The sequence below is a fragment of the Sporosarcina sp. P20a genome (assembly GCF_002743175.1).
Classification (GTDB): domain Bacteria; phylum Bacillota; class Bacilli; order Bacillales_A; family Planococcaceae; genus Sporosarcina.
In genome coordinates this window covers 43,508-60,619 of the sequence record NZ_PDYT01000017.1, presented here as the reverse complement: position 1 = coordinate 60,619, position 17,112 = coordinate 43,508, and the positions used below count along the sequence as shown (strand labels likewise).

The window sequence follows — 17,112 nt, the reverse complement described above, 5'->3', positions numbered from 1 at the left end:
CCTTGGTCGAAGACCTTACCAAAGAATTGTTATATCCAGTCAAAGAAATAGAAAACGCCCCAAGAATCTTTATGATCGATTCTTTGGGGCATTTTCTTTTATATTAAACAACGTGTTCACTGTTTGACGCTTACTTCGTGTCGAAGTTATATGCTGTACAGGTTTTTTCTAGTTAAATAAAATCTCATGTTATAATGACATAACCAAACAAATCAGAAAGCGGGCGATTATTCTGTTTACAATTAAAAACTTTGAAGATAATGAGAATGTAAAAGTTAGGGAAGAACTAGGCCCTTTTAAAGTAGTAGAATTTCAAAGGGAATTAAGTATCGGTCATGCTACGGCCCAATCGGCATATTATGCTTCTGAAATGAATGTAAGAAGAAGACAGCTAGTTTGCGATGTCAATCAGTCAAACATTACGATTCAGGCAGGGGCCATGCAATGGATGGCCGGAGATGTGAAGGCGACGACTGGCCTTAAGGGCGTAGGAGACTTTATTGGAAAAACGATCAGGGGCAAAATGACCAAAGAATCGAGCATCAAACCAGAGTACACGGGAACGGGTACACTTGTTTTAGAACCAACGTACAAGCATATTTTGCTGCTGGATGTAGATGAGTGGGATCAGTCACTCGTCATTGAAGACGGACTATTTTTAGCTTGTGATTCAGGATTAAAACATAAGGCCGTGATGCGCTCAAATCTTTCTTCTGCTGCACTCGGTGGGGAAGGTCTTTTCAATCTGGGACTTACCGGGCAAGGAGTGATTGCACTGGAATCTTCCGTAGCGAGAGAGGAACTTATAGAAATCGAGTTAGAAAATGATGAGTTGAAAATCGATGGGAATATGGCGATTGCTTGGTCAGGCGGTTTAGAATTTACTGTCGAACGCTCTGGAAAAACACTTATGGGTTCGGCGGCTTCAGGCGAAGGATTGGTAAATGTCTACCGCGGGACAGGAAAAGTATTAATGGCGCCGTTCCTTCAATAAATTAGGAATACTAGATTCTATTAAAATAAGATGCCTGTGTAAGAAACTCTCATGAATGTTTAATCATTCATAAGAGTTTCGTGCGCAGGTATTTTTCATATCAAGGAATATGTTAGGATAAAGTAAAAAGGGAAGGGGAGTTTGAATTGAAAAAGATGAATGGTGCATTGGGATCGTTTGTTATCCTTGGGCTATTGTTAGCGAGTTGCGGAACGGATGAAGAAAAAACGAAGCAAGTCGATTCACCAATGCAAAAAGTCGAGCCGACACAAGACAATGAGTCAAAAGCCGAAGTAATGGAACGTCCACCAATGGTCAACGAATCCAATGAAGAAACCGAAGACCTCGAAGAAGCATTCTTCTCGGAATATTCAAGCGTAAAAAGCTTCGTTGAAAGCTCCGTAAATGACATGAAAGAGGGATCCGACTATCGAGAGAGATTTGCGCATGCGGAACAATTTCTTGCTGAATCGACCATTACGTATATCGGATATTTCCACGAACAAATTGAAGAACTTGGCATGACTGAAGACTTCGAAGAACTAAAGACAGCCGCAGCAGAACTAATTGAGAAGTTTGGGACAAGCGGCGAACATCTTGAAGGGTATGAAACGAAGTATATGGAATTCGAAAACAAAATGAAGGATATCTATTCAAAATGTAAATAGACGTTCTTTTTAAATAAAGGTACCTGTGTGAGAAACCTACGTGAATGCTTAACCATTCATAAAATTTCCCTGCGCAGGTACCTTTATTATGCGATTCTCTTTCGTGTTATACTAAATAAATGGCTCGAAAAGAAGATTGGACACCCGATCTTCTTTTTAGCGTGAAAAATGATAATTGCTTAAAAATGCATCATGAAGGGACTAATTATTATAAAAAAGACATTTGCTTATAAAAATGAATTACCATCTTTACCCATACCGCCATTAACGAATACAAAAGAGAAACTTCTTGAATGGGTTGAACCTCTTGTAAACGATGAACAACTTGAAGAAACTACGAAGGTTGTGAACCATTTCTTCAAAGTGGATGGAGACGCAGAAAAACTTCAAAAAAAATTATGCGAATTGGATGGCAAAATGGAAGGTAGTTGGCTAAAGCCTTTATGGGATGATATGTATTTAAAGTTCCGTGATCCTTTGCCAACGGGCATGCATTTCAATATTTTATTAGATAATAAACAGCATGAAAATCGATATACACGTGCGGAACTTGCGGGAAGGGTAAGCCGTTTAGTCACGGAATTCTATCATTTAATAATTGATGAGGAAGTAGCGCCAGTCGTAAAAAATGGTGTACCCCAAGATATGAGTCAATATAAGAAGTTTTTTAAGTCCATTCGCATACCAAGAGTAGAAAGAGATGAATTTAGACTAGCGGTATTCGAGAAAAGAAATAACCATGTCATTATTTTATATAAAAGAAATGTGTATAAAGTGAACGTAACAAATAGTGAAGGTGAAATGTATCAAAGCAGTGAAATCGCACATGCTATTGAAAGAACCTTTCAAGAAGAGCAAAGTGAAGGCGCCAACGTAGGGATTTTTACAACGGCGAAAAGAGACGAAGCTGCGAAGATATATGATCAACTCACTGTATCTAAAGTGAATGCGGATCATCTACAAGCGATAGCGGATTCGTTAATTGTCCTATCTATGGATGAAAAAAGTAGTGATTCCGAAGAAGCGATTGAGAATTTAATGTTAAATGGAACGAATAAATACTTTGATAAAACCATCCAAGTGATCCTCACTACAAAAGGTGAATTGGGTTATAGCATCGAGCATTCTTCGGTTGATGGTACGACGATATTTGCTGTCATTAGCTATGTAAATGAAGGCCTGGAAAGTGATGAGCCTGAAACCATATATACGACTGAACCCACTCTAATGGAAAAACAACAATGGGAATTATCTGCGGATATTGAGAAGTCGTTAATGAGATTCGAAAAAGAGAATGCAAGAGTCAAAAAAGAGTTCTCTATTAAAACGACAATCTTCAACAGCTTTGGTTCAGATGAAATCAAAAACATGAATATTAGTCCGGACGCGTTTTTTCATATGGCCTTACAAATTGCACAGTACAGAACGTTTGGCGTATTTAGAAGCGTTTATGAACCCGTTTCAGTTCGTGCATTTTATGAGGGAAGAACGGAATGTGCGAGAGCGACGAGTATGGAAAAGGTCGACTTGGTGAAAGCGCTAGAAAACGGTGAAGAGAGTCATGAAGTGTTGTATGACTTGATGCAAAAGGCGAGCGCGGCTCATACAGATCGAATCATCAGGTGCCGTAAAGGATTCGGTGTTGAAAGGCATATGTACGGCCTAGAGCAAATGTATACGTTGCACGGGGAAGACCTCGGTATGACGGATAGACCTGCACTCTTTAGCGACACTGGTTATTTGACAATGCGTCATGATTTTATTTCGACAAGTGGTATGGCGTATGACAATGTAAAGTATCGGATATTCGGCCCAGTCGTTGAAGGTGGTTTTGGACTCGCTTATATTTTATTAGATCAATCGATTTCTATTAATATCTCCTCCAGTGCGGATGAAGCAGATCATGCACAGAAGTTAACGAATCATTTGGAAGATGCATTTTTAGAATTACGACAGATTGCGAACCGTATTCTTTAAATACTGGATTGCTGATACCTCTACAAAACTCCGTTGGTTTATATAAACTACCGGGGTTTTTGTATTGCATTTTTCTTTATAGAAAGTTTGAAACTATTCCCGTATTTCCGCGTCTGTAGGGTACTTCGATGAAGATGAAGAAAAATTCGGCGGACAAGAGAAAGGGAGAGAACAAATGAAAAAGAAATTATCTATCATGTTTGGTGCATTTGTACTTGCGTGCAGCTTACCATTATCCGGAACAGCCGCAAGCGAGCAGCGGTTTTCGGATGTTCCGGATACAAAGCACTTTGCGGAGGCTGTAAATGATTTTGCAGCGCGTGCTATTATCGGAGGTTACCCCGACGGTACGTTCAAGCCAAGTAACTCGATCACACGGGGACAGGCAGCTGCAATTATTGCGAAGCTGTTGAAAATGGATACGGAGACCGTCAAAGACCCTGGTTTTAAGGACGTCAAGACAGCTAATGGCTACTACAAGGCTATAGCGGCATTGGCACAAGCGAATATTATTGGCGGCTATCCAGACGGTAGTTACGGCCCCAATGATCCGATTACACGCGAGCAGATGGCTTCGATTTTAGTAAAAGCATTCGACTTACCGCGTTATGATTATCAACAGATGGACAATCCATTCATTGATTCAAAAAATCCGTCTCATGAGAAAAATATTCTGATCCTTTACAAGCTTGGCATCACGACAGGTACTACACCGAACACCTACAGCCCGAAAAATCCGATCACTAGAGGGCAGGCAGCTAAAATGATGAAAGCAACGGAAGAAGTGAACGTCCCGATGGTTACAGTCAAAGCAGAAGATCTCGGGTGGGAGCGTATCCCCTGGGTCAACTCGAGTGAGGTGAACTCTGGTGTTTTCCAAGCTATACATCTACGAGGCAAGGATACACCGAACGGCTATACCGGTGATCGTGTCCAATTGATTCCGATGAAAGAAGGCAAGGGAGCGATCAGTTTTAGCAGGAAATCTGGCAATGATACGCCAGAGTCTAAAAAGTATTATGTGCATGTTAAAGAAGTCGAAGGTGAATTGAAGTTGACTTTGGAAGAAACGACAGACTATTTAGCGACAGATGCAAAAATGCCTTTCAGTGCAAATGATATTCAACGTATTTCCCTGTCGACAATGGACGGGGAGAAGTTGTCTGATGATGTAGAGCTTGTGACATGCGAAGGCCCCTATGGAGGAACTTGTATCAAGATGGACGAGGCAGGTCAATATATTATGACGGTTCATTTAAACAATGGAGAGAAAGAACGTCATGGAATTGAAGTGAAACCGCAGGGGACATTTTATTATAAAGTGGAGACGTTGAAAGAGCAGCATGTGTCGACATATGACCGCGGAACAAACTTTGATATAGGGAAGCATACAATCTCGACGAAAAACTATGAACAGTTGGCTACGATTACTCGAGATCCGGGGACGAATCATTTTACTGCCCGACTTACGGGTGACAAAGCTGGATTCATCTATATTGAATTTGAACGGGGGGAACGTTCGGAATACTATCAAGAAACAGGTCTTTCCATTAATATTCGTAAACTAGGTTCCATTATGAATATTGAAATACGCAGGGATGGCTATACTACGGATATTTGATAGATGGCTGTTCTTGAAGTTGATTTACAAAAACAGATACTGCGTCCATTTTATATGGGCGCAGTATCTGTTTCGTTTTTTTAGATTTATTACTTGGGAAGATTCAAAACCCGCATGATAAGTTTGTAAAAAGACCTCCGAAAAAAATGAAACTTTTTCCTGACTTTTCCGTCTGTACGACAAATCTACATACAGATCCATGATAGGGAGGATAAAAAATATGAAGAAGAAAATTATAACGGTGATTGGCGCATGGGTGCTGGCGTGCAGTTTTCCAGTTGCTGGCTATGCCGCTGGAGAACCTATATTTTCTGATGTGCCGGCGAGCAAACATTTTGCACAGGCGGTGGATGAACTGGCGGAACGGCATATCATTGGCGGCTATCCAGATGGAACATTTAAGCCCGGCAATCCATTGACACGCGGACAGGCTGCTACAATTATTGTGAAACTGACAGGAATGGACACTTCAAACGCAAAAAATCCGCATTTCAAAGATGTTGTGAAAACTAACGGTTCTTATCAGGCGATAGCCGCACTGGCGCAGGCAAATGTCATTGGCGGTTATGAAGATGGCCGGTTCGGTCCGAACGACCCAGTGAAACGGGGACAGCTCGCTTCTATTCTTGTAAAAGCATTTGATTTGCCGCGTTATGATTTCTACGGAATGAAAAATCCTTTTAAAGACATCGCGGGCAACCAGTCTCACAGTGCCAACATTTTGATACTTCACCGGCTTGGAATTGCGGGTGGCATTGCGCCGGACCGTTTTGGTTTGAATCAGCCCGTGACGAGGGGACAAGCAGCTAAGATGATGAAAGCAACAGAAGATGAAAAACCTGCGATGGTTTCATTTACACCAGAAGAGCTTGGGATGGACGGAATGTATTCAGTGATTTGGAAAGAAGATCAGGACGTGTACGAGTCGATTGTCACTCGCGACACAGCGTATGGACCAGGCAGACTGCAACTTATTGCACTGAAAGAAGGAACTGCGACACTGAATGTCAGCGGATATAACGGAGACTCACCAATGAATAAAGAGGAGGAGATCTACCGGAAATATTATGTGCATGTTAAAAAAACAGATGACGGACTGAAACTATCGATTGAGCAAACAGATGATTACTTGCCGACAGAGGCTCCGTTGGAATTGTCTAAAGCTGAGAAAATCAAGAAAGTCAGACTGTATTCAGCAACCAATGATTTGCTAGATGGTGACGCATCTCTTCATATGTGCAAAGAGGATCAAAAGACTTGTATAACGATTCGCCAGCCGGGCAGCTATTATGCCGTTGCTCAATTGGCAAGAGGTGAAGAAATCCGCTATGCGATTCACATGAAAGAGCCCGAGCACGCTTATTTTCATTACGACATGGATGTGTTGAGAGAGCGTCCATCTTATACATTCAATGTTGAAGAGCTGTTTGAAAAGAATGGGTATTATGATAAAGAAGCAGCACGGAATATTGGGAAGCACACTATCGTTACGAAAAATGCAGAAAATATTGCAACAATTAAAAGAGATCCCCACACGAATGTATTTCATGTGACAGCTAAGAAGGTCGGTACAGTTGAAGTAAAGTTTGAAAATCCCGTTTATTTCACGGGTGAAGTGGGCGATGGGGTATCAGGTACGATCACTGGCATGGAAATAAAGGTCCGTGATCTGAATGGTTTGATACATGTTTCTGCTTCACAAATTTATGAACTAAATTATTGAATAAGGTGCTTGTGCGCGAAACAAACGTGAATGTGTAAACCATCATGAAAGTTTCATGCACAGGTACTTGTATTAAGATATTACCCAGAAGCTTAACTTCTGAGTAGTATCTTTTTTTACATACATGTGTACCAAAATCCCCCAACAGACAAAGTCCGCAACCTTCAAACACCGGCATCGTCAATACTTATGCTGTACTCAACTAATAAAAATCCGCAGCATAAAGCAGGTGAAACCTATATGAAAAGATCCGAGTATAAGGCATTACAACATAAAAAAGCACCTAAAAAGAAAAGAAGCCTGAAGAACAAGATCATCCGTTTCGTATGGATCAGTGCACTGCTTGCCGTTCTTAGCGTACTACTCGTACTGAATGTCTTCATCACATTCAGTGACGTAAGTAAACTCGAAGAACCTGCACCCAGATCGACAGTGATTTACGATCCGGACGGTGAAGTGATCAGTAAGGTTTCGAATTCGAATATTGAAGGTGTATCAATCGACCAGATTCCGAATACGTTGATCGAAGCAGTCGTCTCTGTGGAAGATCAACGATTCTACAAACATCATGGCATTAATTATTTCAGGATGGGACGCGCCTTACTCGAGAACGCGTTCAAAGGCAAAATCGTGGCGGGGGGCAGTACGATTACGCAGCAGCTCGCGAAAAATGCGTTTTTGACGCAGGAGCGTACGTATTCGCGTAAATTCAAAGAACTGATCCTTGCAAAGAAGATCGAACGGGTGTATTCGAAAGAGGAGATCATGGAACGTTACCTGAATCAAATTTATTTCGGTGATGGGGCGTGGGGTGTTCAACGTGCGGCGCAGACCTATTTCGGTAAGGATGTTAGCGAATTGACGTTAGGCGAATCTGCGACAATAGCAGGCGTCATTAAAGCACCGTCGCATTTAGCGCCTACGAAAGATATAGAAAAGTCGTTGAAGCGGCGCAATCTTGTGTTGTCGTTGATGTTGCGTGAACAGTATAGTAGTCAGGAAGAATTCGATGAAGCGATAGGACAGAAAATAGAACTAGCTGATTCGACAGTACCAGATAATAAAACGGAATATCCGTATTATATCGACCGTGTAGTGGACGAGGCGGTCAATATGTACGATTTGACAAGAAATGAAGTGCTGTCCGGTGGGTTGCATATTACGACAGAAATTAATCCGGTGGTCCAAAATGCGCTGGAAGAAGTGTATGCCGATGATAGATACTTTCCGAAGAGCACTCCAGATCAGCTTTTACAGAGCGCCTCTGTTTTCCTGAACCCTAAAACAGGCGGGATCCTGGCGTTAGTCGGTGGTAGAGGAGAGTATACGCAGAAACGCTTTAATAATGCGACTGACCTCATACGGCAGCCTGGATCTGCGTTAAAGCCGCTTGCCGTCTATACTCCGGCACTTGAGCAAGGGTACCATATGTCGGATTTGCTTGTGGATGAACCGATAGATATGGATGGGTACTCTCCGAAAAACTTTGATCAGACATATAGAGGGAACGTGACGATGTACGATGCACTCGCACAATCGTATAATATCCCTCCCGTTTGGCTATTGGATGAGATTGGCATCAAAAATGGAGTTCAGGCTGTTGAACGGTTTGGTATTCCATTAGAAAAAAATGACCGTGCACTTGGATTAGCGTTGGGAGGAATGGACAAAGGTACTTCTCCTTTGCGGATGGCTCAAGCGTTTTCTGCGTTTGCGAATGATGGTGTGATGGAGGAAGCGCATGCGATCACAGAAATTAAAGATTCGGAAGGAAAAGTGCTTGGGAAGTGGAAGGGTGAGTCTGTACGCGTGACAGATGCAGAAGTTGCCCAGCAAATGACCTATATGTTACAAGGGGCTGTAAATGAAGGCACTGCCCAAAAAGCACAAGTTTCCGGTGTGGACGTGGCGGGGAAGACGGGCACTACCCAGCTCCCGTTTGAAGGAGTGGACGGTTCAAAAGATCATTGGTTCGTTGGCTATACACCGGATATTGCCGGTGCGGTCTGGCTTGGATATGATAAAACAGACGCCGACCATTATTTAACATCTACCAGCAGCTTTACCGCACCACCCATTTTCGCGCAAGTTGTTTCAAAATCAGCAAGTGAATTAACAGCAAAGGAATTTGATTTGTCGTTAATTGATGAAGAAATAAAAGAGCTGAAGAAGCAGAAGAAAAAGACTAAGGAAGAAAGAGAAAAGAAAGAGAAGAAAAAAGAGAAGGACGAGAAGAAAAAAGAGTTTTGGGAAGGGATTGAAGAGTGGGGACGGAAATGGTTTACAGATAAAGAGGAATAAAGGCAAAGTAAATAAGGTGCCTGTGTGAGAAACAAACGTGATTTTTTAAACAATCATGGAAGTTTCATGCACAGGTACTTTTTTTGTTAGCTAGAGTATCGTGACTTTTTTCTGATATTTCGATAATATGGAAGTATATAGTAAATAGATTAGTTGTAGAAAGTGAGCGAATACAATATGGAGTTATTTTTTGCCACCCTATTATATATCCTGACATTGAAAGCCTTCTGGTTTCTGGTGGCCATGGTGGTTCTTACAACTGTCGTTCAGTTGCAGCTGCCGAAATGGCGCGGTGCTGTCGGTGAGCGAACCGTACGGAAACGCCTTGAAAAACTTGGCGAAGAGTACCGTGCCTATCATGATCTCTACGTAGAGGACGCGCAGTACGGATTGACGCAGATCGACCACGTAGTCGTCTCCAAATATGGTCTGCACGTCATCGAAACAAAACATTATAAAGGATGGATATTCGGCAGTGAACATCAGAAATACTGGACGCAGGTCATCTATAAAAACAAACAGAAATTCTATAATCCGATACGGCAGAACTATGGTCACATAGAAGCGCTCAAAAGCCGTCTGAACTTGCCGAACCTGCCTGTACGCTCCATCATCGCCTTCTCTAATGAAGTCGAATTCAAATTCAAAGAACCGTTCCGGTCAGCTGATGTTGTTCACTATCGTGGATTAGTGAAAGCAATCAAGCAAGACGATAGACCGCGGCTCACTGACAATCAGATAAATGCCATAATTAGTAACTTGAATCAGCTTGTAAATCTTCCGAAAGAGGAAAAGAAGTCAATCAGAAAAACGCACTTGCAACAGGTACGGATGAAGTATAACGACACGCCGGGCAAGAAAGTAAAGTAGAAGAGTGGCAGAGACAGTGAAGGATGTAGTTGTAGGAAAATAACATTAGGTATGAGGCAAATGTGAATGTTTAAACAATCACGAAGGTTTCATCCACATGTACCTTCAATCAATATCTACTTATCTCGCATTCATGGTAGTATAAACCTATACGCGGTAATAAGGAGTGGATGAATGTGCAGGTAATCGAATATATTCAGGGGCCGTGGAGGGCAGTGGCACTGCTTATTATTACTTTGGTCCCTTTTTTTCGCATTGCGCTCAATTCGTATAATATGAGGCCCATTGAAAAATTGCGTTTAACGGTGAGTGAGCGATTTAATGTGTATTTTGCACAATGGCTGATTCTGTCCGCTTTGACTGGAACAGCTCTGTTCATGCTGGTGGTTGGCGGTGTGAGCGGGATGAAAGAAGGAGGGAACGATCCGCTTGCAGGGGTATCCTGGGAACTGCTGGCTGGGCAGTCGTACTCTCTGGCGGGGATCTTTGTGTTTTTGCTGCTGTTCATCGTGTATGGCTTCTTTTCCATGGTCAGTGTGAATACATCATTTCATATAGTGGATGAAGAGCCGCTAGAGATTGTGAAGAAAGTGAATAAGCATATATTCCTACTGCAGGCGAAGGACGGTCAGTACTTATTTTATTCGGAAGAGCGGCTGCATCATGTGAAGTTCTATGAAGAGCTGTGCGATCCGCCGAAGAATATGTCGTTGCTCACATGGTTGTATGGCTGGAAGATACGATGGTTCGTGATCACGGTTGTACTTTTGGTAGCAGGAGCTGTATTCGGGTTCTTCAACTGGATTACTGTAGGGGGCTGGCTGATCGCAATCGCGGTATTAGGGTTGCTGGTGCTTGGTGCAGTGGTGAAAAACTATGAGGATATTCAGAGATTGAGTAGTGATGAACCAGAAAGGAATTGTTAGTGAGTTGCCAAGTCCAAAAGTAAATCGTGCGGAAATTTGAAACGTATTAAATTCATGTTCGGACCTAATATCTATATTGTACTTTTATTTAAAACAGTGTATCCATAATACATAAATAATCGACAGGTTTAAGGGGGAAGAAATGTTTTCAAATTACTTCGTAAAATTATTGTTCTTAATCCTGATAGTGTTTTCGTACCCGCTTTCCCAGCTGCTGAAATTTTCATTTGTATTGAGTCTGGTCATACTATTTTTACTGTTAGTTTATGTCTGGTTAAAAAGACAATTGAAAAAAGATATTCAGGACGATTTTGCCGAAAGACTGGGCATAAAAGTGCTACTACCTTGGATTGAATTATTTAGTATATTTCTTCTTATTTATATGTTTTTGGGAGCATTGATTAATTTTGAAGTCCACTATTCTAAAGGGGTGATTATAGTAATTTGCTGGGCTCTTCCGCTAGTGAGTTTGTATGTAATCATCAGGAATATAGTGACGATTATTTCAGAGGCGAAAAGGTTTAGCGGAAGTGACAGCCTGTTGAATAAAATCAAGTTTGTGTCGATACTGTTTAGTGCGATGCTCCTTACATTAGTAGGTCCTAGCATGGTGTTCGGATTTGGATACGATTTGTTTTTCAAAAGTGTATTGGATATCGAAATCGGAAGCAAATTTGAATCTTTTTATTTAAGTCTGATGTTAACGAACACGCTACCTGTCAGTGATGCTGGGTATTCCAAATTAATCAGTCTGGTCAATAGAAACACAACGTTATCGTACTTCCATACCTTTCAGCTATTTTTCACCAAGCTGGTAGACGGCATCTTGCTCGTAGCGATCTTCAATCTGCTGAGCGGAGTTTTGAAGATTACGAGAGTTTAAAGAAGGTACCAGGTCTCGACAATACTTTCACACCATTCGGATCATTGTCATGAGGAAATAGTGGAGAGACATATAGCTCTTTGCAATACATATTATGGGGTGCTAGATTTTACGGAATACTTTCCACTACGTTCCAGAAGTGTCGATCAATAAACAACAGTAAAGCTCCTATTAATAAATTAAAATGCAGCACCTTCTTGATACAATCAGTGTATCCATTTCAGAAGGTGCTTTTTCATGACTCAAAATAAGTTCAAGATCGTTTTCACTACTTCATTCTTTACACAACTACGCATTGTCTACTCTAAAAGATCAGCCTTGTATTCCACTATCAACTACACTACTTCAATAGTTAATTACCTTAGATTAATCCCTCACCACTATTAAAATCGAGAACTGGTGGAATGTATAGTTCTTTTTCCGGTTCCCTTGCTACAATCAGCTCATTGACATAGTTTTCAAAGTTTGTTGCGTTAAACAAAGTAGATGGTCTAAGGAACGCATTGAATTCACGAAGGTTCAACCACTGCTTGGTCTTTAAGTCGATGACACGGATGAAGTCTTCCTGTGTGTAGCCTTCTTTGATTCGACCGTTGATGAATTTACGGGTAGCAGCGGACTCCGCTTTGAAATGTTTTCCGGTTTTGTCATTCAAGTACTGTATCACAGAATGTGCGACGTCGAGATTCTTCTCGACAATGGTTTTATTATTGTTCTTCTTAAGTTCTTTGGTTATAGGCCGTCCCATAGTGGGATACGCCGTCGTACCAGTGTGAGTTTGCACAGCGTCCAATTGTGAGTTAATTGACGTTTCATGTTGAGCTGGTGGAGTGTCCGGTTTTGGGTCGGCTGTTATCTCATTTGGCGTATACGAAAATGGCAGCTTTTCATAATCGATTCGGTACCATTTGGTGTTGTCGATTTTCATCTTATTGTGCTTGGAAGTGGAAATCAAATAACCTTTTTGCTCCAAGTCGTACGTGATCCGTTTAATCGTGTTTAACGACCAAAACGGAAATTCTTCCATCCAGTCGTCGTATGTATTGAACACCCATTTATGACCTTCACGGATGTTTTTTGAAATGTTCAAACGGTAGTGAAGTTGTTGCAAGAATAGCGCAGCATTCAGTCCTACTTTCATTGCGAGTGAAGGTAATAATGGAATCGGATCTTCGTTAATTAATAATTTCATGTGTTGGTCCCCCTAGAGTAAAGTGTTGTAGGCGTATTCATTTAGTGCTCCTCATACTTCATATAGAGAGTATTCCTAAAAAGGATACATCGTTTTTAAAAAAAGATGAAAGGTCGCATGTAGTATTTCTGAATGAATGCAGCAAGTATCTTTTGGGAGATGCGTTAATATATAAGGTACCTATTAACCAAAACGATAGAAAAACTGTGGAAGTCAGGTGCATTATCGTTTGTTTATAGAGTTATGAGAACACCTGGTAGCTTAACAAAACTCCGGTGGTTTGTATTAACTCGTGGGGTGAAGGGGGATCATCGATAGGTAGGTCAGTTTCTCCACAGAAAGACAGTTTAGGGAATTATAAAACAGGAGCCAATGCAAAATCAGTTTGGGCTGATTTTTGCGTCGGCTCCTGTTTGTGTTATACAATCTCAGGCTTAGGTTTAGACAGTTTCAGCAGTTAGCGAACGAAATGGGTCATCACTTAGTCCTGCTTCTACAACTAATTTAGCATATTCTTGTGCCGCGAATAGTGAATGATCGCGGTAATTTCCGCATTCGAGTGCAGAAACAGCGGGAATATGTTCTGTTTCAATTACTTTTTTTAGAACTGTTGTAAGTGCCGCAGCAACATCTTTTGGTTCATGTTCATTCCAGATAATCATATAAAAACCTGTTCGACAGCCCATGGGAGAAATATCGACGATTCCTTCTAGTTCATCGCGCAAGTATGTGGCAAGTAAATGTTCTAGTGTGTGTATCGCTGAAGTAGGGATTGAATCGTGATTAGGTTGTAAAAAACGTAGATCGTATTTCTGTAATACACTCCCTTTTTCATGTTGTTCTGTGCCAGCCAATCTTACATATGGAGCCTTTACTTTCGTATGATCAAGTAAAAAACTTTCGACTAATGCCATTGTTATCATCCTTTCCGTAGTTGATATATAAACTATCACAACTTCACTAGTGTTGTAAATCAATATTTAATAATATTTAGAAAAGTGAATTATTTAATTGACAGACTCTAGTTGCCGGGATATTATAATAACAATTCCGATATGACTTATTGGTATTGTTTAAATAAAAGTCCTATAAAAATTGTTTTTAGGAGAATTAAAGATTTGTCATACAAAATGAATTGAGGGAGGATTTGGAATGACCGTAAAAGAAGTGAAGAAAGGAAATGCATTTGCACTTTTACCATTAATTATTTTTGTAGCACTCTTTATTGGCGCTGGTGTATTGACTAAGGACTTTTCGAATATGCCGCTGAACGTAGCGGTGATTATTGCTTCTGCAGTTGCTTTACTAATGAATCGAAAAGAAAAATTCGAGAATAAAGTGAGTATATTCACGAAAGGCGCAGGTCATCCAAATATTATGTTAATGGCAATTATTTTCATACTGGCAGGTGCTTTTGCGACGGTAGCAAAAGGCATGGGCGCAGTAGATTCTACTGTTAACTTAGGATTGTCTCTACTCCCTGCAAATCTATTGATGGTAGGACTGTTTGCCATTGGCTGCTTTATTTCAATATCAATGGGAACTTCAATGGGGACAGTTGTAGCTTTGGCGCCAATCGGAATTGGTATCGCAAGCCAGACGGATATCCCTGTGGCACTGACGATGGCAACGGTGATCGGCGGGGCGATGTTTGGAGATAATTTATCGATGATATCAGACACAACAATCGCAGCAGTTAGGACCCAACATACAAAAATGAAGGATAAATTTAAAGTAAACTTTTTCATAGTATTGCCGGGTGCCATTTTAACAGCGATTATTCTGGGTGTTATTACACGGGGAAACAAAGCTGTAATCGGTGCGGATTTTGATTATGAACTGATAAAGATTCTTCCGTATATTGCCGTATTGGCTGCGGCATTAGCGGGAGTGCATGTACTGATCGTTTTAATTGGCGGCACGATTTTTGCCGGTGGTGTCGGATTGGCTGACGGGTCTTACAGTTTTGGCGGCTTCTTAAAAACGATTGGTGAAGGAATAATGAGTATGGAAGATTTAGCAATTATTGCACTCCTGATTGGTGGTTTGGTGGAGGTTATTCGGCATAATGGTGGGATTGATTATCTACTGTATACTGTAAACAGTAGAATAAAATCGAAAAAAGGTGCCGAATTTGGGATTGCCGGATTGGTCAGTGCGGCAGCAATTGCTACTGCCAATAATACCATTTCAATTGTTGTTACAGGTCCATTAGCAAAAAGTATTGCTGACGAGTATGAAATTGATCCAAGAAAGTCAGCAAGTCTACTCGATACATTCGCTGGCAGTTGGCAAGGAATTCTGCCTTATGGAGGGCAAATGCTTGCAGCGGCCGGACTTGCAGCGATTTCACCGATAAGTATTATCCCCTACTCGTTTTATCCGGTTTTAATGGGTGGTTGTGCAATTCTTGCGATTCTTATCGGATATCCGAAACTAGGAAGAAAGAGTAAAGAAGTGAAACAGATCGTTACATTGCCTGTAGAGGAATGAAATAAATCACTTACGCATTTTGTTTTACTATTTTAATATATGGTACCTGTGTATGAAACAATCGTGAATGTTTAAACAATCATAAAAGTTTCACGCACACGTACTTTTTTGAAAGATATGGGCTTAATCCAGCGAGTGGCTATTGCAGGGAATGAGCTGTACGGATTGTTGAAGCAAGCACACGGACCAGCTCCTTTACTAAACGAACCATGTATACATGTCAGATTCCTGTCCATACTATATAGCGCAAATGAACTCTCTTTCCAAAGTAGCTCAGCGGTAGAGCAATCGGCTGTTAACCGATCGGTCGCAGGTTCGATTCCTGCCTTTGGAGTACATAAAAAACTCGCCCGACCGGCTATGTGCGGTCAGGAGAATTTTTGTTTTGCACCGATATACATGTTGGTTGCGCAGGCACCTCACTCATCATCCCATGCTGTTCCGTTCACACGTTTTTCACTCATCAGTTCACTGACGGTCCCAAGTTGAAGACCTTTCTCTGTGATTTGTGTAATCATATCTTCCATTCCTTCAGCTACAGGTTTAGTCGGGTGCATTAAAATCATCGTGCCGTTCTCCACTTGAGATACGACTCTGTTCACCATTTCATTCGTCGCTGGTTTTTTCCAGTCGATTGTATCTACCGTCCATAAAACCGTATACATTCCTAGCTGGCTTGCGGTTTCAACCGTTTGCTGATTAAAACTGCCGCTTGGCGGACCGAACCACTTGGGTGATGTAATCCCGAGTGTTTTTATGATGACCTCATTTGTCTTTTTTAACTCTTCCATTGTTTCTGCTTCTGATTTCTGCTGTAAATCGGGATGGCTGTATGCGTGGTTTCCAATTTCATGGCCATCATTAAAAATCAATTTAGCTAAATCGGGATTTTTACTAACCCAGCTACCGTCGAAGAAGAAGGTGGCTTTCGTTTTATGCTTCTTTAGTGCATCCAAAATTTCAGGAATGTATTCATTACCCCAGGCAACATTAATTAAAAAAGATACCATCGGTTTATCAGGATTTCCTTTGAAAATGGGGTGGGGGCCTACATCTTTCAAATGAACAGTGGGGGAAGTTTCTTTGTATACGACTTTTGATTCATCTAATTTGCCGGTCGCTTTCATTTTCTTGTAACTGGCTTCGAGATCCACTTCCAGTCCATTGTAGCCGGGGATGGCTTTCCAGACTCTGTCGACCTTTGCATCAACCGCGGGGATATGATGCGCCTTGCTGAATGATTCCAATTCTATCGTCAGTCTGTCTTTGCTATTTTTAGATGCGGAGGCCGTGCTTACTAGATCCGTATCTGGTCCCCACTGATTGGTGAAAAGAGCTAGGTAAAGTATTCCTATACAAGCAATGAAAGAAATAAGCCAGAAGCGTTTCAGTTTATATCACCTCTTCTCTTGTCGGTAGTGTTTCCTGTATTTGAATAAGTATGCTGATTTAGGTACCAGGTCC

The 17,112-nt window shown here is 41.3% G+C and carries 13 protein-coding genes and 1 tRNA gene; 11 read left to right on the top strand and 3 right to left on the bottom strand.

Features of this window, described 5'->3' with window-relative positions; all coding sequences use genetic code 11:
- Window positions 1–370: 370 nt before the first annotated feature.
- The 9 genes from CSV72_RS12630 to CSV72_RS16585 all read left to right on the top strand — a co-directional run bounded on the left by CSV72_RS12630 (window position 371) and on the right by CSV72_RS16585 (window position 11,963).
- Window positions 371–994: an AIM24 family protein gene (locus tag CSV72_RS12630; protein WP_233191275.1), complete on the top strand. Its 624-nt coding sequence runs from the start codon at window positions 371–373 to the stop codon at window positions 992–994.
- Window positions 995–1,140: 146 nt separating this feature from the next.
- Window positions 1,141–1,662 carry a hypothetical protein gene (locus CSV72_RS12625; RefSeq protein WP_099678639.1) on the top strand — a complete coding sequence of 174 codons (522 nt, stop codon included), beginning with the start codon at window positions 1,141–1,143 and terminating at the stop codon, window positions 1,660–1,662.
- Between the two features lie 192 nt (window positions 1,663–1,854).
- Entirely contained in the window at window positions 1,855–3,639 is a 1,785-nt protein-coding gene (locus tag CSV72_RS12620; RefSeq protein ID WP_099678638.1) for a choline/carnitine O-acyltransferase, read from the top strand.
- 175 nt (window positions 3,640–3,814) lie between these two features.
- Window positions 3,815–5,260, top strand: a complete 1,446-nt coding sequence (locus tag CSV72_RS12615) for an S-layer homology domain-containing protein (RefSeq protein WP_099678637.1) — start codon at window positions 3,815–3,817, stop codon at window positions 5,258–5,260.
- Between the two features lie 220 nt (window positions 5,261–5,480).
- A complete protein-coding gene (locus CSV72_RS12610; RefSeq protein ID WP_158232214.1) occupies window positions 5,481–6,983 on the top strand; it encodes an S-layer homology domain-containing protein in 1,503 nt (500 codons plus the stop codon).
- 240 nt (window positions 6,984–7,223) lie between these two features.
- Complete coding sequence (locus CSV72_RS12605) at window positions 7,224–9,284, top strand: transglycosylase domain-containing protein (RefSeq protein ID WP_099678635.1); 2,061 nt, start codon at window positions 7,224–7,226, stop codon at window positions 9,282–9,284.
- Between the two features lie 246 nt (window positions 9,285–9,530).
- Window positions 9,531–10,154, top strand: a complete 624-nt coding sequence (locus CSV72_RS12600; protein WP_158232213.1) for a nuclease-related domain-containing protein — start codon at window positions 9,531–9,533, stop codon at window positions 10,152–10,154.
- A gap of 176 nt (window positions 10,155–10,330) precedes the next feature.
- Window positions 10,331–11,080, top strand: a complete 750-nt coding sequence (locus CSV72_RS12595) for a hypothetical protein (protein ID WP_099678633.1) — start codon at window positions 10,331–10,333, stop codon at window positions 11,078–11,080.
- Window positions 11,081–11,621: 541 nt separating this feature from the next.
- Complete coding sequence (locus CSV72_RS16585) at window positions 11,622–11,963, top strand: hypothetical protein (protein WP_143561175.1); 342 nt, start codon at window positions 11,622–11,624, stop codon at window positions 11,961–11,963.
- 361 nt (window positions 11,964–12,324) lie between these two features.
- On the opposite strand, the gene CSV72_RS12585 is transcribed toward CSV72_RS16585, so the two are convergent.
- Both CSV72_RS12585 and CSV72_RS12580 read right to left on the bottom strand, forming a co-directional pair.
- Entirely contained in the window at window positions 12,325–13,155 is an 831-nt protein-coding gene (locus CSV72_RS12585; RefSeq protein WP_099678631.1) for a conserved phage C-terminal domain-containing protein, read from the bottom strand.
- 440 nt (window positions 13,156–13,595) lie between these two features.
- On the bottom strand, window positions 13,596–14,069 hold the full coding sequence (locus CSV72_RS12580) for an S-ribosylhomocysteine lyase (protein WP_029055074.1): 474 nt from the start codon (window positions 14,067–14,069) through the stop codon (window positions 13,596–13,598).
- 238 nt (window positions 14,070–14,307) lie between these two features.
- Between CSV72_RS12580 and CSV72_RS12575 the strand changes: the two genes are divergently transcribed.
- Window positions 14,308–15,648, top strand: a complete 1,341-nt coding sequence (locus CSV72_RS12575) for a Na+/H+ antiporter NhaC family protein (RefSeq protein ID WP_099662461.1) — start codon at window positions 14,308–14,310, stop codon at window positions 15,646–15,648.
- Between the two features lie 262 nt (window positions 15,649–15,910).
- A tRNA-Asn gene (locus CSV72_RS12570) sits at window positions 15,911–15,982 on the top strand.
- 85 nt (window positions 15,983–16,067) lie between these two features.
- Here CSV72_RS12570 and CSV72_RS12565 read toward each other — a convergent pair.
- Window positions 16,068–16,907, bottom strand: coding sequence for a polysaccharide deacetylase family protein (locus CSV72_RS12565; protein WP_369802919.1), 840 nt, complete (start codon window positions 16,905–16,907; stop codon window positions 16,068–16,070).
- Between the last annotated feature and the right edge of the window lie 205 nt (window positions 16,908–17,112).

Excerpts from the sequence above, each read along its gene's own strand:
- CSV72_RS12615 (WP_099678637.1), top strand. The coding sequence starts at position 3,815 with ATGAAAAAGAAATTATCTATCATGTTTGGTGCATTTGTACTTGCGTGC.
- CSV72_RS12585 (WP_099678631.1), bottom strand. The coding sequence starts at position 13,155 with ATGAAATTATTAATTAACGAAGATCCGATTCCATTATTACCTTCACTC.
- CSV72_RS12575 (WP_099662461.1), top strand. The coding sequence starts at position 14,308 with ATGACCGTAAAAGAAGTGAAGAAAGGAAATGCATTTGCACTTTTACCA.
- CSV72_RS12620 (WP_099678638.1), top strand. The coding sequence starts at position 1,855 with ATGAAGGGACTAATTATTATAAAAAAGACATTTGCTTATAAAAATGAA.
- CSV72_RS12610 (WP_158232214.1), top strand. The coding sequence starts at position 5,481 with ATGAAGAAGAAAATTATAACGGTGATTGGCGCATGGGTGCTGGCGTGC.
- CSV72_RS12605 (WP_099678635.1), top strand. The coding sequence starts at position 7,224 with ATGAAAAGATCCGAGTATAAGGCATTACAACATAAAAAAGCACCTAAA.
- CSV72_RS12580 (WP_029055074.1), bottom strand. The coding sequence starts at position 14,069 with ATGGCATTAGTCGAAAGTTTTTTACTTGATCATACGAAAGTAAAGGCT.
- CSV72_RS12630 (WP_233191275.1), top strand. The coding sequence starts at position 371 with ATGAATGTAAGAAGAAGACAGCTAGTTTGCGATGTCAATCAGTCAAAC.